We start from the raw sequence: 21,580 nt of genomic DNA, 5'->3' as shown, positions 1-21,580 counted from the left end.
ACCCGGTCGCATAACCTTCAACCGACAAGCCGACAAATAAGGTGTGGAGACTATCGCCGCCGGCGCTGAACGCGCGGCGCCCGCCGGGCTTGCGATGCCCAGCGGAGGCGCCGCCACCCCCGCACTCCGCCAGACCCTCCGTTCTGCACTTCGCCGGACGTACCGGTCCCCCTATGCCGTAGCCACGATCCTGCTAACCGCCACCGTCGCCGTGATGGTGACGCTGAACGGCACGGCTCCCCTCGTCTCGGTCGCCATGGCGTTCCGTAACGTCCATTGGGAGTTCGTGCCCGCCCTGGCGTTCCTGTCAGTGCTGCACTACGTGCTCGCCGCAGTGACGTTGCGCGGCGCCGCCGGGCATCGCCTGCCGCTGTACACGACGACGCTGGCGCAGTTCACCGCCGCCGCCGCCAACCGGATCACACCGGGCGGCCTGGGCGCCGTCGCGGTGAACACGCGCTACCTCGTCTGCCGCGGTATCCCGCTGTCGCGCGCCGCCGTCGCCGTCGCCGTCATGCAAGTCGTCGGCATCCCGGCCGACCTGCTGCTGATGGGTGCCGTGCTGGGCGTCGACGGAGGCGACGGGCGCGTGCTGGGCGCGATGGGCGCCCACGCGGCCCATGTCGTCGGGATGTTGCCGCCCTGGCCGGTGTTCGCCGCGATCGGAGTCGTCCTGCCCGTCGCGTTCCTGCTGAGCCGGCGAGTCGCACGTTCAGCCGCTGTCGAACGCACGCTGGGCGGGCTCACGGACCTGTGCCGTCGTCCCGGGGATCTGGCCGTGACCCTCGGTGCCTCAGCGGCGACCACGCTGGTCATGGCGGTGGCGTTCGCCCTCAGCGTCCTGGCCGTACCCGGTGCGGCCGGGCCAGGCGACACTGTCGCGCTGGTGGCCGCCTACCTTGTGGGAGCAGCCGCGGGCGCCGCCCTGCCTGCTCCGGGAGGCGTGGGCTCCACCGAAGCCGCGTTGGTCGCGGCGCTGGCCGCCCTCGGCATCGCCGCCGGACCGGCCTTGCAAGCGGTCCTGCTTTTCCGCGCCATCACGTTCTGGGCGCCGGTCCCCATCGGCCTCATGACATGCCGCACGTTGCGCGGCGACCAAGCTGGTCCTGAACGCGTCAGTCCTGAGCCAGCCGTTCCAGAAGATCCTGGAACTCGGGTGTGATCCTCACGCTCAGCGAGTCCTCGCCGGGCTCGACCGCGCCGGCCAGCAGGAGCGGCGTGTCCTCCTGCCACCAGTAGACGTTCGGGCTGACCGAACGCGGTCCCTCCCGATAGCCCGACCAGGCGATCTTGATCAGCAGGTCCATGGCGTTGAGGACGTCCATGCCACGGATCGGCACGGCATGGATGACTCCCTGGACGGGCACCGTGACCAGGACGCCTTCGGGGCCGGTGACCGGATAGTCGCCCACCCATACCGCGTGCGCGGTCACGTAGGCGGTCTCACCGTGCAAGGTGGAGAGCCGCACTCCGTCGAAGAGCTCCGACTCGATCTCCAGCGGCCCGTCCCGCCGCACGTTGTCGTGCGCGGCGCGGAACGCCTCGTCCGTGGACACCGGCCAGGCCGAGGCCATGTCGGCACGGACGAGCATGAGCGAGGTCGGCCGGTCGATCACCAGAATCTCGATCAGACCGGGCGCGACCGGGCGCCGCACGATCTCCCCCGGACCCGCCTGGAAGTCGTCGGCGTACAACCGGGTCCGGAGCAGCGGGCGGATGAGCCCGTAGTCCGCCAGGTCGAGCACGTCCTCCTCATCGACCTCGGTGGTCGCGATCAGGCTGCCCACGAAGTCGCTGACGATCGCGGCCCACTCCTCCTGGGGCTCCCGCCCGACCCACTGCCGCAGGTTGGTCAGCCACATGTGCAGCGGGCCGCCCCGTCCTGCCCGCGAGATCTCGACCTCGTCGTCGCTGATGACCCTGCACTCGTATCCGTGATGCTCGACCACGGTGACGAGCAGGGCCACGAGCGGATCGCCGGCAACGGGGAGATCCGTCCGATCGCCTTGCTCCGCACCCACAATGGCCCCGGCCTCCAACGGATCAGGCACATCGTCGAACTCCCCCACCGCATCGGCTGCAGGCGGCTTCGGAGGAGGAGCGGCATCGGTGTCGGGCCGACGCTTCCGGAACCACTTCATGGAGGACCCCTCGACGGAAGGTTCGTCGTGATGGCCCAGCCTAGAGGCGGACTCGGACAAAAGCTCGCGCCTTTACATTGTAGATCAATTACAGCCGGAAGGCGTCCCGGGCGTTGCCGGACAGGAAGGCCTCGCGGGCGGCGTCGTCCAAGCCGAGATCGTCCAGCCCGCGCAAGGCACGGTCCGGCGTGATCATCGGAAAGTTGGTGCCGAACATGACCTTGTGGTGACGGTCCTGGGTCATGTAGCGGACCAGCTCAGGCGGGTAGCGCCTCACCGTGTACGCGGACGTGTCGATGTAGACGTTCGGGTGCTTGCGGCAGACCGCGACCATCTCCTCCGTCCACGGGTAGCCGATGTGGCCGCCGACGATGACCAGCTCGGGGAAGTCAAGGGCGACCTGGTCGATGTACGGGATGGGTCGCCCGGTCTCGCTGGGACGGAGCGGACCGGTGTGCCCGACCTGCGTGCAGAACGGGATGCCCAGCTCGACGCACTCCGCGTACAGCGGGTAGTAGCGCCGGTCGGTCGGCGGCAGCTCCCACAGCCACGGAACGACTCTCAGTCCCTTGAAGCCGAGCTCGTTCACGCAGCGGCGCAGCTCCCGTACCGCCTCCATCGGCTTGCGCAGATCGACGGACGCGATCCCCACCAGCCGTTCCGGCGCGGCGGCGACGAACGAGGCGACCTCGTCGTTGCTCACCAGGTCGCCCTCCGGCCCGTACCACGCGCTGATCAGGCCGACGTCCACTCCCCCGGCGTCCATCGCGCCGACCGTCACCTCGACCGGCACCTCCTCGGCGGGCGGCTTCTGGCCGGTCCACCGCCACAGCGAATCGAGCATCTCGTGCTGCAGGAACCGGACCGTCCCATGCTGCATCCACGCGTCAACGATCATCGTTGTTCCCTTTCCAGCGAACGCCAGGCCGCCCGCCCCAGCCGTGCGATCTGATCGTCCCCGGGGGCGGGGATCTCTCCGTTCAGCCACAGGCGGCACAGTTCCTGCGCAGGGCCCAGCCACAACACGAACGCGGTCCCCAGGTCCAGCTCAGCTAGGGCACCGTGATGAACGTGGGTGCGCCACCAGGCGAGGACCTCACCGAAGAAGGCGCGATTGCGTTCGGCCAACTCGCCCCCGCCCGGCCGGCGTTCGGTGAAAAGAAAGCGTGCCCGGTGAGGGTGCTCCATGCACCAGCGGATGTGGAACGCGACCACCGCTGCCACACCTGCGCGCGGGTCCTCATGCCGCCGCAACTCCGCGATGAAGGCCGATTGGTAGAGCGCGATGCATTCGACGAAGAGCGCCTCGACCACCTCTTCCTTGCCTGAGAAGTGGTGGTAGAAGCTCCCGACGCTCACCCCGCTGGCCTGCCGGAGACGGCTCAGTGTCGTCCCCGCCACCCCGTCCCGCCCGAAAAGTTCGAGCGCCGCGCGCAGCACCTTGTCCCGGCCGATCTCAGTCACAGAACATTATTCTGTGCCACTAGAATGATGTTCTGCAAGCAGGAGTTATCCACAATCTGCGTGACCCCTATCGCCGGGGCCCGGGCCAGGGACAGCATCGGCGGCATGAACGACCTGACCTGGCGGCGCACTGACGGTGGACTCATCGCGCCGGACGGGCTGCCCTCCCTGTCGGCGCGCGCCCAGTTGATGAGCCGCCTGCTGCCACCTCACGTGGTCATCGGCAGGCGCACGGCCGCCTGGATCTGGGGGCTCGACGTCTTACCTCCCGGCACAGGCCAGGCGGGCTGGAAGGTCGAGTTACTCGTGCCGCCGGGCGCGGAGGTCGACCTTCCCGGCTGCGAGTCGTTCGAGACGAGACTGCCGCTCGAGCACGTCACCGAGGAGGCGGGTGTCCGTGTGACGACCCCGGCGCGCACGGCCCTCGACTGCGCCCGCTGGCTTCCCCGGCGTGAGGCGGTCGCGGCGCTCGACCAGTTCTTACGCGACGGCGTCGATCCCGCATCGCTGGCAGAGATGGCGGCGCCGTCCGGCTACCGGCGCTCGAAACGGCTGAGCGCCGCACTCGACGCCGCCGACCGTGGCGCGGCGTCGCCCGGCGAGAGCTGGACGCGGGTCATCGTCATCGACGCCGGCTTCCCGCGCCCTCGCACGCAGGTCCCCGTGAGGGGCCCGCACGGCGCATGGGTCTACGTCGACCTCGGATACGAGGATCTCCGGGTCGGGCTGGAGTACGACGGCGAGCGCCATCACTCCGGCACCGCCGCCCGTGACCACGACGAGCGTCGCCGCCGCTGGCTGCGGGACGAGATGGGCTGGGAGATCATCCCCGTCACCCGCGACCTCCTGGACCGCCCCGCGGCCTACCTCGAAGCCCTGCTGACCGCGATGCTCAACCGTGGCTGGAGCCCGTCCGACGAGACCATGGACACCATCGCGACCCGCCTGTTCCGCCTGAATCATCCCGTCGGCAGGCACGTACGCTGATCAGATGCTGCTGGAGCATCACGGCCGTCGTCCGGTCGTCCCGGAGTCGGCGTATGTGGCCCCGTCCGCCACCCTCTGCGGCGCCGTCGTCCTCGGCGAGAACGCCCGCGTCCTGCACGGCGCGGTGCTCACGGCCGAGAACGGCGAGATCCGCACGGGCGCGAACGTGGTCGTCATGGAGAACGCACTCGTCCGCGGCCGCACCAACAACCCGGCGCTCCTCGGCGACTCCGTCCTCGTCGGCCCGCACGCCCACGTCAACGGCGCGACCATCGAGGACGAGGTCTTCGTGGCGACCGGCGTCTCGATCTTCCCTGGCGCCGTCGCGGGCGCTCGTTCGGAGCTGCGGATCAACAGCGTCCTGCACGTCAACTCCCGCCTGGCCCCGGAGTCGGTCGTCCCCATCGGCTGGATCGCCGCAGGCGACCCGGCCCAGCTCTTCTCCCCCGACCGCCACGACGAACTGTGGGAGGTCCAGCGCGACCTCGATTTCCCAGGCACCGTCTACGGAGTCCCCCGAGGCACGCCGATGCGCGACATCATGTCCCGCCAAGCAGACTTCTACGGCGCCCACAAAACCGACCGCCCCCTCGACTGACGAAGCCACCGTGCCCCAAGTGAGCCTTACTCACGACTGAGCCGTTGACGTCCACCGCATCCAGGTCGACCTGGCCCGCCTGCTGGCCGGTGCGGCCGGTGGGTGTTAGGCGGGGGCCGGGATGGGCTTGGGAGGTTGGGGGCGGAGGCCGGGGGTCAAGGCCAGGGTCACGGCCAGGGAGAGCGCTGCCACCAGGGCGATCGCGGTCGCGGGCGAGGTTTGCTGGGCTATGGTCCCGGCCAGGACGGCGCCTACGCCTTGCATGGCGATCATGCCGGAGTTGTCCAGGCCTAGGGCTTGGCCGTGCATGTCGTCCGGGGTGAGGGCCATGAGGCGTTCCTGGAGGAGGAGGCTGGCGGAGAAGCCGATCGAGGCGAGGACCACGGCGGCGGTCGCGAGCGGCAGAGGCGGGTGGAGGGCGAAGATCAGGTAGGGGGCGCCGAGGAGAAGGAGAAGGTAGGGACCTAGGTGCACTCGCCATTTCCGGGGGACGAAGCGGCCGGTCATCACGTCGCCGATGAGCATGCCTACTGCGGCCGTCGATAGGAGAAGTCCCGCGTTGTGGGGGGCGTACGGGATGAAGAGGGCCTCGCAGCCGACGATCAGGCCGTTCGGCAGCCAGTTGGCCAAGTAGACGTACCGGCGCGGAACCGAGGACCAGAGGCGCGCGTTCGTCCGCCACGTCTCTGCGATCGATGGGCGCCCGGCGGCCCGGGGCGGGCGGGCGGTGAGGCCGAAGCGGGCGAACGCGGCGGCGAGGAGGTGGAGCGCCGCACCCGCGAGCAGGGTCCCCCGTGGGGACAGGAACGCCACGAGGACGCCGCCTGTGGCGAAACCGCAGATCTGCATGATGCCGACGGACATATTGATGGCTGAGCGTCCAAGCAGATAGCCGTCCTCGGGGAGTACCTCGCTGAGCAGGCCGTAGCGAATCCCGCCCCCGACTGACCCGATCACTCCCTGCGCCAAGACGATCGCGAACAACGCCCAAACGGGCATTCCAGGGATCGCGAGGGCGGCCGTGCTCAGGCATGCGACCAGCGCCAGGCCCGTCATGGCCGCACGCGGAGGCAGCCGGTCGGCCGCTGAGAGGAGCATGGCCGCGCCCACGACCTGGGCGAAGGAGGAGCCGAACATACTGAGCGCTGATAGGAGGGGCGAGCCCGTCGCGGCGTAGACGAGGGTGCCCAGGGCCAGCCCGGTGACCGTCATGGCGGCGATCTGGACGGACACCGTCGTGAAGAGCGGCGTGAACTCCGGCGTGCGGAAGAGTTCGCGATAGCTGCGCATGGCCCGAGTCTGACGATCTTCGCAGGAGGAGCGTTATTGTTTCGCACGGAGGCGAAACGAACGAACCCCGCCTCTACCGGGGACGTGCTGCGCGACTAAGAGCGGCAGATGTGAGCGTAGAGACGGCGCAAGCCTTCTTCGACTCGTTCGGTGGGGATCGCCCCATAGCCAATGACGAGCCCTTCTTGAACGGGAGCAACAGCGCAGTAGTTTGCGAGTGACTCCACTGCTATGCCTGCCTCGCGCGCGCTTGCGAGCCGTCGTTTGAGGTCGATATCCCGTTGGGGCTTTAGACGCGCACAAAGGTGCAGGCCTGCTGCGGAGGGAACGGGCGTCAGCCATTCGGAGAAGTCGTTGTGGAGGGCGGTAAGGATCCGTTCGTGGCGTGACGCGTACTCGCGGTTGGCCTTACGGATGTGACGCGCCAGCAGCCCTTCGTCTATCAGACGGGCCAACGCGGCCTGCGTGGTGGGTTCGCCATGCCAGTCGGACAGTTGCTTGGCTGTGTGAAGCGCACGCTGGAGAGACGCGGGCGCCACCATGAAACCCACGCGGAGCAGCGGCAGCAGCGTTTTGGAGAACGAGCCCACGTAGACAACGCGGCCCGTTCGGTCGAGGCCTTGCAAGGGCTCCAGCGGCCGGTCGGAAAACCGGAACTCGCTGTCGTAGTCGTCCTCGATGATCACCACGTCGCCGTTGTGCTCGGCCCACGCAAGCAGGGCGGTACGGCGCGCCAGAGACATCGGGGTGCCGAGCGGGAACTGATGAGACGGCGTCACATAGACGAGACGCGCCGCCTTGGGGATCGCAGAGACGTCCAGCCCCTCATCGTCCACCCGTACACCGACGACGCGCGCGCCCAGCGATTCGAAGAGGAGCCTTGCGGGCGGATAGCCGGGCTCTTCCACAGCGACACAGTCGCCTGGCTCGATGAGGATGCGTCCGACGAGATCGATTGCCTGCTGGGCGCCTTGGGTGACGATGACGTCCTCAGCTTCGGCCCGTACACCGCGCGACAGGCCCGCATAGCGAGCGATCGCCTCACGCAGAGCCGGGTGACCCGCAGGCTCGCCATAACCACCCGAACGCAAGGACGAGAGCCGTAGCTCCCGGGACACCAGCCGCCGCCAAGTCTCTAGCGGGAACAACGTCGCATCAGGCATGCCCAAGCGGAAGTCGAACGCGAACTCACTCCGGTCGTTGGGCACTACACCCAAGGATTCCCAGCGGCTCCTCGGCCGTACGGCACGCCCGCTTGTACTCGTGCGGGTGCGGCGCCGGCGGAGCGGCTCGTTCAGGACGAAGGTGCCGGCGCCGGACCGGCCCTCAAGGAACCCTTCCGCCGTCAGCCTGTCGTAGGCCGCGGCAACGGTGTTGCGGGAGACCTCCAGACGGGTGGCCAGCTCGCGCGTGGGCGGCAGGCGTTCACCGGCGCGCAACCGGCCGTCGAGGATCGCGTCCAGGATCTGCCGGTAGATGCGGGCGGCCAGGTCACCCCGCCCCTCAAGGCTGATATGAAGATCCAATTTGGCCCCATCGGTTTGGCATCGATTGGAGCTTACGAGGAGCCAAGCCGGCTTGCCATAGTCAAGACATGCACGCGATCACCAGCAGGTTCGTGCCCCCGTCCGGCGCACCGCGCGTTCTCGCCACCGCACAGCTGGCCGGCTCGCTCGGCGACGGCGCGTTCCTCGTATGCTCCGCTCTGTTCTTCATTCGCGTCGTCGGAATGTCGCCGAGCCAGATCGGCCTTGGCCTGACCATCGCCTGGGCCGTCGGCTCGTTCGCCGGTGTCCCCCTCGGCGCCCTGGCCGACCGCCGTGGCCCGCGCGGCACCGCGATCATGCTCGCCCTCGCCACCGCCGGCTCGGTGGCGGCCTTCCTCACCGTGCGGGCGTTCGTGCCCTTCATCCTGGTCGCCTGCCTGTACGCGAGCTTCCAGAGCGGCCTGGGCGCCGCGCGCCAGGCGCTGCTCGCCGGCCTCGTGGAGCCGGGCCGCCGCACCGAGGCCCGCGCCTTCATGCAGTCCACGGCGAACGCGGGCCTCGCGATCGGCGCCGCCCTGGGCGGCCTCGCGCTGCAGCTCGACAGCGAGGGCGCCTACCTCGCCGTCTTCACCGTGGACGCCGTGGCCTTCCTGATCACGGGGGCCGTCCTCACCCGGCTCCCCGCCGTGCCGCCCGCGCCGCCCGCCGAGGGCGGAGAGCCCAAGCTCGCCGTTCTCCGCGATCGCCCGTACGCCGTGCTCACGCTGATCAACACGGTGATGCTGCTCTACATGCCGATGCTCGGCCTCGTCATGCCGCTCTGGGTGGTCGAACGCACCGACGCACCGCGCTGGCTGGTCTCCGCCATGCTCGTGATCAATACGGTCTGCGTCGTGCTCTTCCAGGTCCGTGTGGCCCGTGGCGTGACCGGCCTGCCGAGCGCCACGAGGTTCGTCCGGCTTGCCGGCTTGATCATGCTGGCGTGCTGCACCGTCTTCGCCCTCTCCGCGTACGGCTCGTCCGCGTGGCCGGCCGCCCTCATCCTCCTGGCCGGCATCGTTCTCCAGGTGGCCGGCGAGATGTTCCTCGCCTCGGGCGCCTGGGAGATCAGCTTCGGTCTCGCCCCTGCCCGGCAGCAAGGCCAGTACCAGGGCTTCTTCGGCATGGGCATCCCTCTGGCCCGCATGCTGGGCCCCATCCTCCTCACCACGTTGATCATGGGCTGGGGCGCCCCCGGCTGGCTCGTCCTCGGTGTCATCTTCCTGGCCGCCGGCTTCGCCATGACCCCCGCTGTCCGCTGGGCAGAACGCACCCGCCCAGCCTCCGCCCTCGAAACCACCGCGCCCGGACCACAGCCGGCCCCCGGCACCCAGCGCCTCCTCACCGCAGGCCCACGCCACCGCTAGCGCTGGGCGGCTCCCCAGTCTGCGATGCGTTCGATGAGGTCCCGGGTGGCCGCTACCTCGGCGTGGCCGAAGGCGGGTTCTATCCAGAGCTCTCGAGGGTCCCGTGCCGCGTCGTACAGCTGATGGGCGTGCTCCAGCGGAAGGAACGCGTCGGCGTCACCGTGAACGATCAGGAGAGGTGCCGGGGCGATGCGTCCGACGACCTCGTGCGGGGCTTCGGGAACCGGGTTCCAGCCGTTCGCGGCGACGCGGGTGCCCCGTGCGAGCCGTACCGCCAGACGCCCCGTCCGCCGTTCGATCGCCCAGTGAACGCGGCGCATCGGCACCGTGCCCCGGTAATACCAGCGGGCGGGCGAGCTGACCGAGATCACCCCGTCGATGCCCCCGTGCAGGCCCGCGTGCCGTATGGCGACGGCCGCCCCCATCGAGAAGCCCGTCACCACGACGCGCTCATATCCCCGCCGCCGCGCCGCCGCGACCGCCGCCTCGACATCGAGCACCTCGCGATCACCCACCGTGGAACGGCCGCCGGACCGGCCATGGCCGCGGAAGTCCAGCCCGATCACGCCGCCTCGCCGGTTCAGCACATTGGCGATCCGGAGCAGCCTGGGCTGCCGCCAGGAGCACGTGAATCCATGCGCCAGCACGAAGCACAACCCGCCCTCGCCAGGGAAATGTCCAGCGTCGATACGAACGGCGTCGCTGGTGAAAAGGGTGGTGGGTTCTGGAACGTGCACCCATCAATGATCGGTCATGGGAAAGGCGGTATCCGTGTACGGGGCGAAAAAACTTGGTCTTCACCCGTCGGAAAACCCAGCCGTGAACCGATGGACAGAGTATGGGCCCACCAGGACAGATGGAGCCGGACCCGGGGCTTGCCCTGCTGGAGCTGTACGACGCGGCGCTGCCCCAGGTCTATGGCTATCTGCTGTCCCGATGCGGACGGCGGGCACTGGCCGAGGACCTCACGGCCGAGACGTTCCTGGCGGCCGTCGAGGCGGTACGGAAGGAGGCGCCACCCGAGTTGTCCACGGCATGGCTGGTCGGCGTCGCGCGGCACAAACTGGCCGATCACTGGCGTCGGGCGGATCGTGAGGAGCGCCTGCTCCGCACGGTCGACGAGGGGCGTCCGGACACCGACGACCCATGGGAGGAACGTCTCGACGCCCTGCTGGCACGCGAGGTCCTCAAGGAGCTGCCCCCGGGCCACAGGGCCGCACTGACCCTGCGCTACCTCGACGGGCTGCCGGTCCCCCATGTCGCCGAGCACCTGGGCCGCACGGTTCACGCGACCGAGGCCCTCCTCATGCGCGCCAAGGCGGCGTTCCGCCGTGCCTACGACCGGCAGTGTCCCCCCGGCACCCCCTCAGCAGCCCCGCGTGCGTTCTCCAACGACAAGACCACGAGCCACACCGGTTCCGCTGATGCCCAGGGCCGGCCGGAGCCGCCCGGGCCCCACGAAAGTCCCGTCGACCCGCGAGAGGAGGGCCGTGATGACTGATCCGATGGAGGCCCTCCGGACACCGGTCCTGCCGGTCGACCCGGACCCGATCTTCGCGGCGCGGCTGCGAGAACGCATGCGGCGAGCGCTGCTCCGACCGATGGGAGACACCATGAGCACGGACATGAAGCCGGAGGCGCACCTGCGTTCGCTGACGCCCTATATCTGCGTCGACGACGGACGGCGGGCGCTGGACTGGTACGCGCGGGCGCTCGACGCGCGCTGGCGGGACGAGCCGATCGTCATGGAGGACGGCCGGATCGGCCACGCCGAGCTGTCCATCGGCGACTCGGTCCTCATGCTGGCGGACGAGTGGCCCGAGGAAGGGCTGCTTGGGCCCAAGGCCCGCGGCGGCCCCAGCCAGTCGCTCTACCTGACGGTGCCGGACGTCGACCGGGTCGTCTCCCGTGCCGTGGCGCTGGGCGCCGAGCTCACCCGGCCGGTCCAGGACTACCCGTACGGCCGTAACGGCGTCATCAACGACCCGTTCGGCCACCGCTGGATGATCACAACGCCGGTCGCCGAGGCTCCCCCGGAGCGGGGCTGACGTTCGCCGTCTTCCGTCCGTGCAAGCGTGTGCCCACGGTCCTCGGGTGACGACATCCCTGGATTTGGTGGGGGTCGTTGCGGTCTGCCCCTAAGATCTCTCCGGGTTGATGGGGGGCCGGCGGGGGTGGCGGCCATGCGGCACGGGAGGGCGCTTGGCTCGGAGCGGCAGGCGCGAGCGGGTTCGGTATTGGTTCGACAACACCATGTCGAAGGGCACCCCGGCGCTGATCGGCTGGCTGGGGCTCGCGTCCGGCGTGCTCATCCTGGTGGTGGCCTCGCTCGCCGTGGTCGTCGCGCCCAAGAACTCGCGTGACAACGGGCACTGGCCCGGGGTCGTGTGGCGCAGCCTGTTGCGCACGCTCGACCCGGGGACGATGGGCGACGACACGGGCACGGCTCCGTTCCTGGCGCTCATGCTGGTCTCGACGGTCGGCGGGATCTTCATCGTCAGCGCGCTGATCGGCGTGCTCACCACCGGGCTCGAGAACAAGATCGACGAGCTGCGCAAGGGCCGGTCGCGGATCATCGAGCACGATCACACCGTCGTGCTCGGCTGGTCCGAGCAGGTCTTCACCGTCATCGCGGAGCTGGCGGAGGCCAACCAGAGCAAACGCCGGTCCTGCATCGCGATCCTCGCCGACCTCGACAAGGTCGACATGGAGGATGCGATCCGGGCGCGGGTGGGCGACACGAGGCGGACGCGGGTCGTCTGCCGGCACGGCAATCCCCTGAAGGTCGCCGACCTCGACCTGGTCAGCCCCGACACGGCCCGTTCCATCGTGGTGCTCTCGCCGCCGGTCGAGGACGCCGACAACCACGTGATCAAGGTGCTGCTGTCGCTGGGCGGGCGGGCCTGGGACGGCGCGCGGCCCCACGTGGTGGCGGCCGTGCACGACTCGGCCAACCTCCCGGCCGCCCGGCTCGCCGGAGGGCCGGCGGCTCAGGTCATCGACGCCGACGACATCGCCATCCAGCTCATCGTCCAGTCGCACCGCCAGTCCGGCCTGTCGCAGGTCTACACCGACCTGCTCAACTACCGGGGCCATGAGTTCTACATGCGGCCCGAGCCGAGCCTGGCCGGGATCACCTACGGCGAGGCGCTGGGGGCGTACGAGCTCGGCATCCCCGTCGGCGCGCGGCGCGCGGACGGGGCGGTCCTGGTCAATCCCTCCCCCGACACCGTGATCCACGCTGACGACGAGATCGTCCTGCTCGCCGAGGACGACCTGCTCATCAGGCTCGGCCCCCGGCCGGAGATCTTTGAACGGGCCATCGCCACCGCGACCTCACGTCCGACCGTGCGCGGGCGCACCCTGCTGATCGGCTGGAACCACCGCGCCCCGGAGGTCATCAGCCTGCTGGACGAGTTCACCGAGCCGGGCTCCGGCCTGACGATCGCCGCACAGCGCGCCGATCCGCGCGAGACGCTCGGCACCCTCACCAACCTGACCGTGGCGTTCACCCGCTGCGACTCCACCGACCGCAACCAGCTCGAAGCCCTCGACGTGGGCTCCTACCAGCACATCATCGTCCTGGGCGACGCGGGCTACGAAGACACGCACGCCGATGCCCGGACCCTGGTCACCCTGCTGCACCTGCGGGATCTCGAAGAGAGCCTCGGCGATCCCTACTCCATCGTCAGCGAGATCCACGACGACGCCAACCGTGAGATCGCCCAGGTCACCAAGGCCGACGACTTCGTGGTCAGCGACAAGCTGATCAGCCTGATGCTCACGCAGCTCAGCGAGAACCGCCACCTGTACGAGGTCTTCGCCGACCTCCTCGACCCGGCGGGTTCGGAGATCTACCTCAAGCCCGCCCCCGACTACCTGCACCCCGGCATCACCGCGAACTTCGCCACCGTGATCGAGGCCGCCCGCCGCCGCGGCGAGACCGCGATCGGCTACCGGTTGCAAGAACGCTTCCACCAGCCCCCCGACTACGGCGTCGTTCTCAACCCCGACAAAAGAGCACCAATGGAGCTCAGCGCCGAGGACCACGTCATCGTCATCGCCAAGGACTGATCCCCACACGGGCGGGAACGGGGCTAGATCTTTGACTTGGGCTTTAGGTTAGGCTTGCCTTATTTACGGTTCGGAGGCGCGGTGGAGGCGACGTTGTCCGGGGCGGCGGTCAGCGGTGGGCGCGATGCCGAGGTGGCGTTGCAGCCGCTTCTGGAGACGCTCCGAGGTGCTGAGGCGGCTGGGATCACGCTTGGCCTGGCACCTGCCCTCCGGGCCGGAGACGGATGGTCCTCGATCAGCGAGCTGACTCAGGCGCCCCATACGGCCCTGGCAGCGATGGTCGAGCAGGCCGCGGAACGGTGGTCGGCTCCCCCGCATGTCGCGGCGGCCTTGTGGTGGAAGCAGTTCTCCTACTGGACTACCCTCCCCGTCGTCGTGGGCTGGGCTCTGGGCGGACACGTTCCCCTGATGACCGCGGAGAGCACCTCGGTACAGCCCCTGGAGGACGAGCCGTTCATGCTCGTCGGGTTGAACGAGGCGCGAGTCGCCTCCGGCGAGCCGGGCTACCTTGGCCCGGTCATCCGGGACACGCTGATCGAAAACCTCCACGCACCCGTCATCGAGGCGCTTCATGACCTGACCCGGACCGGGCGGCGGGGATTGTGGGGATCGGTCGCGGAGGCGCTGGTCGAGCCGTTCGAGATGCTCGGAATGGGGGCCGACGCGGCAGAGGGCCTCGTGAGCGCGATCGGCGGGCCGGTGGCCGGGCTGGTGGAGATGCCCTCACTGCGGCGGCGGACGTGTTGCCTGTGGGTGACGCTGCCGGGCAGCGATCCCTGCCCCACCTGCTGCGTGAACACCCCACCTGCTTGAACACCTGCGAGGAGGAGCCAGAGTGTCCGACGTGCTGAAGCGCGCGATCACCGGTCAGTGGCGGCATTCGGCGGGCGGGTCGTTGCTGGCCGCCGGGCACCAGGTAGGTGAGGCGCTGGTGCCCGTGGTGATCGGCGTGGTGATCGACAAGGCGGTCTCCACCGGGGACAGCGGCGCCCTGCTTCGCTGGGTCGGGGTGCTCGCCGTGGTCTTCGCCGTGTTGTCGTTCAGCTACCGGTTCAGCTTCCGGGCCGCTGAACGGGCGTCGGAGCAGGCCGCGCACGGGCTGAGGATCGAGCTCACCGAGCGCGTCCTCCATCCCCGGGGCGGCGCGGAGCACGGCCGGCTGCCAGGAGAGCTGGTCAACATCGCCAGCGGCGACGCCAAGCGGGTCGGGGCGGTCCACATCGCGTTGACAGCGGGGGTCGCGGCGCTGGCCGGGCTCGTCGCGGGTGGGTTCGCGCTGCTGTGGGTCTCGGTGCCGCTGGGGTTGGTCGTCCTGCTGGGCATTCCTCCCCTGCTGCTGCTGGCTCACCTGCTGGGCAGGCCGCTTGAGCGCCGCAGCGGCACCGAGCAGGAACGCGCCGCGCACGCGTCCGGCGTCGCCGCTGACCTGATCTCGGGTCTCCGCGTTCTCAAGGGGCTCGGCGCGGAGGCCACGGCTGTGAGCCGTTACCGCAGAACGAGCCGCGATTCGCTGGCCGCGACCTTGCGGGCGGCTCGGGCCCAGGCCTGGCATGACGGCGGCATGCTCGCCCTGACCGGCGTCTTCATCGCCGTCGTCGCCCTCGTGGGCGGACGGCTCGCGGCCTCGGGCGACATCACGGTCGGGCAGCTGGTCGCCGCGGTCGGCCTGGCGCAGTTTCTGCTGACCCCGCTGTCGATCCTCGCGTGGGCGAACGGCGAGCTCGCCCAGGGCCGCGCCTCCGCCGCGCGCATCGCCGCCGTACTCGCCACTCCCCCGGCGGTCGCCGACGGAGCGGGGGCCCTGCCGGCCCAGGTCCGCGGGGAGGTCCGGTTGAGGAACGTCTCTCACGGCGCATTGAACGATCTGAGCCTGGACGTCGCGCCCGGCGAGATGCTGGGCATCGTGGCCGAGCCCACCGCCGCCACAGCGCTGCTCCGGGTGCTCGGCCGCGCGGCCGACCCTGACGAGGGGGTGATCACGCTCGACGGGCTGCCCTTCTCCGAGCTCGACCCCGCCGCGATCCGTACCGCCGTGCTGGTCGCCGAGCACGACGCCGACCTGTTCGAGGGAACGCTCCTGGACAACGTCGGAGCCGCGGCCGCCCCGGACGGGATCGTTCCGGCGATGTCCGCCGCGTCGGCCGACGAGGTCGCAGACAGCCTCCCCGAGGGTTCCGGGACGGCGCTCACCGAACGCGGCCGTTCGCTCTCCGGCGGGCAGCGCCAGCGCGTGGCCCTGGCCCGCGCGCTCGCCGCGGTCCCCCCCGTGCTGGTCCTGCACGACCCGACCACGGCCGTGGACGCGGTCACCGAGGCGCGCATCGCAGCGGGGATCCGGGAGGCCCGCGCGGGACGTACGACGATCATCGTGGCCACCAGCCCCGCGCTCCTCGCCGCTGCCGACCGCGTCGTGTACGTCGCGGACGGCACCGTCGTCACCGAGGGCACCCACGCCGACCTCGTGCACGGCGACGACGCGTACCGCGCCACGGTCCTGGCCTGAAGGAGAGCGCATGACGAACGACGACAAGGCCCGGCCGCTCCCCCATGCCACCGACCCGCACGAACGGGAGTTGCTGCCGACGGCGACCGGCCCGCGGACCCGTTCGGCGTTGCGAGAGCTCGCGCGCCCTCATCGGCGCACGGCATGGGCGGGTTTCCTCGTGCTGGCCACCGCGACCGGGATCGGGCTCCTCACCGCTCCGGTACTCGGGCACATCATCGACCTGGTGGCCGACGGGCGCCCGGCGAGCGCGATCACGACGCCGGTCACCTGGCTGGCGCTCATCGCGGCCGTGCAGGGCGTCGCGACCTCGTTCGGCGTCATCCTCGTGGCCCGGGTCGGCGAAGGCATGCTGGCGACGCTGCGCGAACACTTCGTCGAACGCGCCCTGGGCCTCCCGCTCGAACGCGTCGAGCGGGCCGGGTCGGGCGACCTCACGTCCCGCGTCACCAACGACGTCTCCGTGATCACCAACGTGTTCCGGGACGCGTTGCCGGCCCTCGCACGTTCAGTGCTGACACTCGGCCTCACCCTGGTGGCGCTGGCGATCCTCGACTGGCGGTTCCTGCTCGTGGCGCTCCTGGCGGTCCCCATCCAGGCGTGGACGGTGCGATGGTACGTGCAGCGAGCGGTCCCGCTGTACGCGGCGCAGCGCGTCGCCGTCGGCGGCCAGCAACAGCAGCTGCTGGGCACCATCGGCGGGGCCTCCACCGTCCGCGCGTTCCGGCTCGCCGACGACCACGTGAAGCAGGTGGCCGCCTCCTCCAACAAGGCCGTCGACCTGGCGCTGCGCGGCATCCGCCTGGTGACGCGGTTCTACTCGCGCCTCAACCTCGCCGAGTTCGTGGGGCTGTCCGCCGTCCTGGTGGCCGGCTTCCTGCTGGTCCGGAACGGCAGCGTCAGCATCGGAACGGCCAGCGCAGCCGCGCTCTACTTCCACAGCCTCTTCACCCCGATCAACATCGCGCTCGGGCTCGTCGACGACGCCCAGGCGGCGACCGCCGGACTCGCCCGGCTCGTAGGCGTCGCCGACATGGCACCGGCGCCCACAGAGCAGACCGCCCGCCCGGACGACGCCTCCGTGCAGATCTCCGGAGTCGAGTACGCCTACCGCCCCGGTCACCCGGTGCTGCGCGGCGTCACCCTGGACATCGCGGGCAAGGAACGCGTGGCCCTGGTCGGCGCGAGCGGCGCCGGCAAGACCACCCTCGCCAAGCTCATCGCGGGCATCCACCATCCCGATCGCGGCACGATCAGCATCGGCGACGCCGGCCCCGCCACGACCGGCCGCACCGTCGCCCTGGTCACCCAAGAGGTGCACGTCTTCGCCGGCACCCTCGCCGACGACCTCCGCCTGGCCCGCCCGGACGCGGAGGGCGACGACCTCCTCACCGCGCTCGACCAGGTAGGGGCCTTGTCCTGGGCCGAGGCGCTGCCCGACGGCCTCGACACCGTCGTGGGTGAGAGCGGCCACCGCCTCACCACCGCGCAAGCACAGCAGCTGGCCCTGGCCCGGCTCGTTCTGGCCGATCCCCCGGTCGTCGTCCTGGACGAGGCCACCGCCGAGGCAGGCAGCGCCGGAGCCCGCACCTTGGAGGCCGCCGCCGCGGCCGCGATCGAGGGACGCACCGCGCTCATCGTCGCCCACCGCCTCACCCAGGCCGCCGAGGCCGACCGCATCGTGGTGCTCGACAAGGGCGTCGTCGTCGAGACCGGCACGCACTCCGACCTCGTCCACGCCAACGGCCGCTACGCCGCCCTCTGGGAAGCCTGGTCCGACAACAGCCGCTCATGAACGACCCTCCGGCCCCCTGGGACGGCCGCAGCAAGGTCGGCATCGCCACGTCGTTGCTCGGCGTCCTTGGCCGTCCCGGCGCGCTGACATGCCTGAAAAGGCTTCTGTGGTTGTGACGGGGATCGGAGGGTAGGGCGGATTCGCTCTTCGCCACGAGCAGTCGCTCAGGCGTTGTGAAAGGAGAGCGGCATGTCCTTCAATCCACTGGAACACCGTGGAATCCCCCTGGACCGTCAGGTCCGCAACTGGCGTGAGCTCGACGTGGAGCCCGTCGACCCGGACCGGAGCGACCCGTACACCAAGTGCCGGATCATCACGATGAACGGCATCGAGGTGGAGGCGGTGTTCTTCAGCCACCACTTCAACCGCATCTGCCCCGACCCGGAGGTCAAGAAGCAGCTCGCCGAAGTGCGCTTCATCGAGCAGCAACAGCAGAAGGCCGTCAACTGGCTGCTCCCCGGCCAGGCCTCGGTGCTGGAGACGACCATCTCCTACGAGCAGGTCGCCGTCGACCTCACCGCGTGGGTGTCGCGAATGGAGCCCGATCCCTACCTGCAGCAGGCGTACGAGTTCGGGGTGCTGGAGGACTTCGACCACCTGTACCGCTACGCCAACCTCTACGAGATGATCGAGCACCGCAAGGCCGAGAAGATCGTCGGGGACCTCACCGAGATCATGCCGGGACGGCCGACGCTCGTCGAGCACCGGCATCCCGCCGACAACCTCCGCGACCCGTACGACAAGAACAAGACCGAGCCGCTGTCCAAGCTGCACGCGCTGACGATCATGTCGGCTGAGCAGCAGACGATGAACTTCTACATGAACGTAGGGCCGCAGTACATGGAGCCGATCGCGCGACAGCTCTACCAGGAGATCGGGCTCATCGAGGAAGAGCACGTCACCCACTACGAGTCCCTGGTCGACCCGGGCGAGACCTGGTGGGAACGGCTGGTCAACCACGAATACAACGAGTGCTACCTCTACCACTCGTTCATGGAGACCGAGACCGACCCCAAGGTGAAGGCCATCTGGGAACTCCACCTCAACATGGAACTCGAACACCTCCGCCTCGCCTGCGACCTCATGCGCCGGCACGACGGCCGCGACCCCGAGAGCATCCTCGCCCCAGAACTGCCGCCGCCCGTCACGTTCGAGCCCAACAAGGAGCTCCTCCGCAATCTGCTGGCCACACAGATCGACCTCACCACCCTCGGTGCCGGCTACGTACGGGACGCGCACGAACGGTTCGAGCGCATGCAGGAGCAGATCCACGGAGGCGAGAAGCCGCCGAGCGAACAGGTCATCGACCAGCACCGCGAGCGCTTCGGCCAGGAGTACCGGCACCAGCCGGAAGGGCCGCACCCGGTCGAGAGCTTCCGGGAGCTCCGCATTCGCGACGAGGAGAGCTGACATGCCCACGGCACCGGCGAAGACCGACGTCGTGGATCTGCTGATCCAGCAGCACAGCCAGATCCGCGAGCTGTTCGACGAGGTGGCGGAGAGCCGGGACGAGGCCCGGCACGACGCGTTCGGACGTCTCGTGCGGTTGCTGGCCGTGCACGAGACCGCCGAGGAGGAGATCGTGCACCCGGCGGCCCGCACGTCTCTGCCGGGCGGCTCCGGCATCGTCGACGACCGGCTGAACGAGGAGCACGAGGCCAAGGAGCAGCTCGCCGCGCTGGAGGACATGGGGCCGGACGACCCGCGCTTCGACGCTGAGCTCGACGTACTGCGCGTCGCCGTGCTCACCCACGCCCGGGCCGAGGAACGGTACGAGTTCTTCCGGATCCGCGACCAGTTCACCGAGAAGCAGCTCACGGCGCTCGGCGCCGCCGTCAAGGCCGCCGAGGCCACAGCCCCGACTCACCCGCACCCCGGTACGGAGAGCGCCACCAAGAACCTGCTCGCCGGGCCCCTCGTCGCGATGGTCGACCGCATCCGCGACATCATCCGCAAAGCACATTGACCCAAAGAGCTTCCGCTGCCATGGCACTCGCAGCGGAAGCCCCCAGATGCCACGTGCTACCAGGCGAACGAGTACGGCTCGGCGCCGCCGGGGAACGGGATACGCGAGGTCTGCCCGTTGGAGAGATCGATGCGGTGGGCGTAGCGGTCGGAAACGGCCATCAGGAAGCGGCCGGTGGCGTCTCGGTCGAGCTGAGTGAACATCCAGGTGACGTTCCTGGGGTTGTCCACGTACTTCTGCTCGAAGAGGACGCGCAGCCGGCGCCCGGTCGCGACGTCCACCTCGATGACGCGCGTCCACGACGGGTCCTTGCCCTGCGCCGCGATCACGTACAGCTTCCTGCCGTCGGAGCTGAGGACGGGCGTGGTCAGAGGGCCTTGGACGGGCACGCGATGGGAGGCCTTGACCAGGTCGTGTCCCGCGCCGGTGTCCAGGACCCAGACGCCGTCCATGCCGGACGCGCCCCCGACGGAGTACGCGAGGCGGCGCCCGTCCGCGGACCAGCTCAGCGACTCCAGCAGGCCCGTCTCCTTCGACTTGAAGACCTCCCGGCGCCCTGTGACGACGTCCACCACCACGATCTCAATGGGCCCGTGCAAGTCCCATGTCCCGCCGTTTCTCTTGAGTGGCGGAGGAGAGCCCCACTTGTGGCCCGGCGCGTTCTTCCGTGGGTCGATCGGCAGCACGGGGGTCTTCGGGTCGATCGGTACCCTGCTGCTCTTGAGCAGGGCATCCACCGGGTATGCGATGCGGCGTCCATCCGGGCTGGCGGCGATGTAACGGATGAGACCGTCGTCCTTGCCGCCGTTGACCGGATCCAGACCTCTCAGGCGTCCCGCTGAGGTGAGACTCAGACGGTAGAGCCTCTCCCCGGCCGGGCCGGGCTTCGCTCCCGCGAGGTAGAAGAGTGTCTCGTCGTTGGTGGCGGTGATGGCGATCCATTCCGCAACGCCCTTCGGCGGCGGGACGGTGGCGGTGATCGCACCCGTGGCGGCGTCTCGTACGGTCACGCCGTTACCAGGCGACCCCTGGCCGTACGCGGCACCGGCCACGAAGAACCGTCCCGGCGTGCTCGGCGGCGCGGCCGCCCGTTCCTGCGAACGGAACAAGGACGTGCCGGCCACGCCGATCGCCATGACCAGCACGACGGCGGCGGCGACGGTGGCGGGGATCAGCCAGGACGAGACCCGCGGGGTCCGTACCTCGCCGGTCCTGACCTCGGGAATGCGGGTGGCGGCCGCGATGCCGTGCAGTGCGTCGCGCAGTTGCTCTTCGGTCTTGGTCATTCGTCGTTCCCCAGGAGGCGGGCCAGGGCCTTGAGGCCCCGGGCGGCGGTCGTACGGACGGTGACCTGGCTGACGCCCAGCGCGGCGGCGATCTCCGCGTCGCTCAGGTCGAGGTAGTAGCGCATGACGAGCACCTCGCGCCGTCTGCGTGGCAGCCGCTGCACGGCCTCCATGACGCGGCGGCGGTCCTCGCCGACGAGCGCCTCCGACTCCGCCGACCACATCGGCGGCTCATGGTGCGCTCCGAACCGCCGCGCCACCACGCGGCGCCGGATGACCGACCGGCAGGCGTTCACGACGGACGCCCGGGCGTACGCGAGCGCCTTCTCCTCGCCGTCCAGCGTCCCCCATCTGCGGTGCAGTCCGAGGAACGCGTCCTGCACGACGTCCTCGGCGGTGTTCTCGTCCCCGACCAGAAGCACCGCAAGCCGGAACAGCTTGAGCCGGTTCTCGGCGAACAGCGCGCCCACCGGCTCGGGCTCGGGCTCGGATTCGGGTTCCGGTCCGGCGCCAGGCGGGTCGATCACGGTCAAGCCCTCTTGATCCATGCCATAAAGACGCGCCATGGCCCAGATTGTTGCTC

Annotated in this window: 20 protein-coding genes; 12 read left to right on the top strand and 8 right to left on the bottom strand. The window is 69.8% G+C overall.

The window, feature by feature from the left end; genetic code table 11:
• The first annotated feature begins 43 nt into the window (after positions 1–43).
• Positions 44–1,162, top strand: coding sequence for a lysylphosphatidylglycerol synthase domain-containing protein (locus tag F8566_RS30800; RefSeq protein ID WP_151565364.1), 1,119 nt, complete (start codon positions 44–46; stop codon positions 1,160–1,162).
• Here F8566_RS30800 and F8566_RS30795 read toward each other — a convergent pair.
• The 3 genes from F8566_RS30795 to F8566_RS30785 all read right to left on the bottom strand — a co-directional run bounded on the left by F8566_RS30795 (position 1,116) and on the right by F8566_RS30785 (position 3,605).
• Positions 1,116–2,051 carry a hypothetical protein gene (locus tag F8566_RS30795; protein ID WP_151565363.1) on the bottom strand — a complete coding sequence of 312 codons (936 nt, stop codon included), beginning with the start codon at positions 2,049–2,051 and terminating at the stop codon, positions 1,116–1,118. The two genes, F8566_RS30800 and F8566_RS30795, sit on opposite strands and share 47 nt — an antisense overlap.
• A gap of 178 nt (positions 2,052–2,229) precedes the next feature.
• Positions 2,230–3,039 carry an amidohydrolase family protein gene (locus F8566_RS30790; RefSeq protein WP_151565362.1) on the bottom strand — a complete coding sequence of 270 codons (810 nt, stop codon included), beginning with the start codon at positions 3,037–3,039 and terminating at the stop codon, positions 2,230–2,232.
• On the bottom strand, positions 3,036–3,605 hold the full coding sequence (locus tag F8566_RS30785) for a TetR/AcrR family transcriptional regulator (protein ID WP_151565361.1): 570 nt from the start codon (positions 3,603–3,605) through the stop codon (positions 3,036–3,038). Before F8566_RS30785 ends, F8566_RS30790 begins: the two co-directional genes overlap by 4 nt.
• A 105-nt stretch (positions 3,606–3,710) precedes the next feature.
• Here F8566_RS30785 and F8566_RS30780 point away from each other — a divergent pair, with 105 nt between their 5' ends.
• Together F8566_RS30780 and F8566_RS30775 are read left to right on the top strand one after the other, a co-directional pair.
• Complete coding sequence (locus tag F8566_RS30780; protein WP_192809943.1) at positions 3,711–4,592, top strand: type IV toxin-antitoxin system AbiEi family antitoxin; 882 nt, start codon at positions 3,711–3,713, stop codon at positions 4,590–4,592.
• Positions 4,593–4,596: 4 nt separating this feature from the next.
• The gene (locus F8566_RS30775) at positions 4,597–5,190 is read left to right on the top strand and encodes a gamma carbonic anhydrase family protein (protein WP_151565359.1); all 594 of its coding nucleotides are present in this window, start codon (positions 4,597–4,599) and stop codon (positions 5,188–5,190) included.
• A gap of 105 nt (positions 5,191–5,295) precedes the next feature.
• On the opposite strand, the gene F8566_RS30770 is transcribed toward F8566_RS30775, so the two are convergent.
• Positions 5,296–6,480, bottom strand: coding sequence for an MFS transporter (locus tag F8566_RS30770; RefSeq protein WP_151565358.1), 1,185 nt, complete (start codon positions 6,478–6,480; stop codon positions 5,296–5,298).
• Between the two features lie 95 nt (positions 6,481–6,575).
• The gene (pdxR, locus tag F8566_RS30765) at positions 6,576–8,006 is read right to left on the bottom strand and encodes a MocR-like pyridoxine biosynthesis transcription factor PdxR (RefSeq protein WP_151565357.1); all 1,431 of its coding nucleotides are present in this window, start codon (positions 8,004–8,006) and stop codon (positions 6,576–6,578) included.
• Between the two features lie 68 nt (positions 8,007–8,074).
• Here pdxR and F8566_RS30760 point away from each other — a divergent pair, with 68 nt between their 5' ends.
• A complete protein-coding gene (locus F8566_RS30760; protein ID WP_151565356.1) occupies positions 8,075–9,373 on the top strand; it encodes an MFS transporter in 1,299 nt (432 codons plus the stop codon).
• Here the strand turns inward: F8566_RS30760 and F8566_RS30755 are convergent.
• Entirely contained in the window at positions 9,370–10,110 is a 741-nt protein-coding gene (locus F8566_RS30755; protein ID WP_225993663.1) for an alpha/beta hydrolase, read from the bottom strand. The two genes, F8566_RS30760 and F8566_RS30755, sit on opposite strands and share 4 nt — an antisense overlap.
• A gap of 101 nt (positions 10,111–10,211) precedes the next feature.
• Here F8566_RS30755 and F8566_RS30750 point away from each other — a divergent pair, with 101 nt between their 5' ends.
• The 8 genes from F8566_RS30750 to F8566_RS30715 all read left to right on the top strand — a co-directional run bounded on the left by F8566_RS30750 (position 10,212) and on the right by F8566_RS30715 (position 19,711).
• The gene (locus tag F8566_RS30750; RefSeq protein WP_151565355.1) at positions 10,212–10,874 is read left to right on the top strand and encodes an RNA polymerase sigma factor; all 663 of its coding nucleotides are present in this window, start codon (positions 10,212–10,214) and stop codon (positions 10,872–10,874) included.
• Complete coding sequence (locus F8566_RS30745) at positions 10,867–11,421, top strand: VOC family protein (protein WP_192809942.1); 555 nt, start codon at positions 10,867–10,869, stop codon at positions 11,419–11,421. The genes F8566_RS30750 and F8566_RS30745 overlap by 8 nt, the downstream gene beginning before the upstream one ends.
• Before the next feature lie 154 nt (positions 11,422–11,575).
• Positions 11,576–13,447 (top strand): CASTOR/POLLUX-related putative ion channel, encoded by a 1,872-nt coding sequence (locus tag F8566_RS30740; protein WP_449692811.1) that lies wholly within the window; start codon positions 11,576–11,578, stop codon positions 13,445–13,447.
• An 81-nt stretch (positions 13,448–13,528) separates the two neighbouring features.
• A complete protein-coding gene (locus tag F8566_RS30735; protein ID WP_151565352.1) occupies positions 13,529–14,260 on the top strand; it encodes a (2Fe-2S)-binding protein in 732 nt (243 codons plus the stop codon).
• Between the two features lie 22 nt (positions 14,261–14,282).
• Positions 14,283–15,950, top strand: a complete 1,668-nt coding sequence (locus tag F8566_RS30730) for an ABC transporter ATP-binding protein (protein WP_225993661.1) — start codon at positions 14,283–14,285, stop codon at positions 15,948–15,950.
• Positions 15,951–15,960: 10 nt separating this feature from the next.
• On the top strand, positions 15,961–17,745 hold the full coding sequence (locus F8566_RS30725) for an ABC transporter ATP-binding protein (protein ID WP_151565351.1): 1,785 nt from the start codon (positions 15,961–15,963) through the stop codon (positions 17,743–17,745).
• Between the two features lie 189 nt (positions 17,746–17,934).
• Positions 17,935–19,155 carry a hypothetical protein gene (locus F8566_RS30720; RefSeq protein WP_151565350.1) on the top strand — a complete coding sequence of 407 codons (1,221 nt, stop codon included), beginning with the start codon at positions 17,935–17,937 and terminating at the stop codon, positions 19,153–19,155.
• A gap of 1 nt (position 19,156) precedes the next feature.
• Positions 19,157–19,711 (top strand): hemerythrin domain-containing protein, encoded by a 555-nt coding sequence (locus tag F8566_RS30715; protein WP_151565349.1) that lies wholly within the window; start codon positions 19,157–19,159, stop codon positions 19,709–19,711.
• Between the two features lie 56 nt (positions 19,712–19,767).
• On the opposite strand, the gene F8566_RS30710 is transcribed toward F8566_RS30715, so the two are convergent.
• The gene (locus F8566_RS30710; protein ID WP_151565348.1) at positions 19,768–20,997 is read right to left on the bottom strand and encodes a PD40 domain-containing protein; all 1,230 of its coding nucleotides are present in this window, start codon (positions 20,995–20,997) and stop codon (positions 19,768–19,770) included.
• Entirely contained in the window at positions 20,994–21,563 is a 570-nt protein-coding gene (locus tag F8566_RS30705) for an RNA polymerase sigma factor (RefSeq protein ID WP_225993660.1), read from the bottom strand. The genes F8566_RS30710 and F8566_RS30705 overlap by 4 nt, the downstream gene beginning before the upstream one ends.
• Positions 21,564–21,580: the final 17 nt, after the last annotated feature.

Origin of the sequence: Actinomadura rudentiformis, assembly GCF_008923185.1 — a bacterium.
In the GTDB taxonomy this organism is placed as follows: domain Bacteria; phylum Actinomycetota; class Actinomycetes; order Streptosporangiales; family Streptosporangiaceae; genus Spirillospora; species Spirillospora rudentiformis.
The sequence above is the reverse complement of the archived record's forward strand: the minus strand, read 5'-3'. Positions and strand labels throughout refer to the sequence as shown.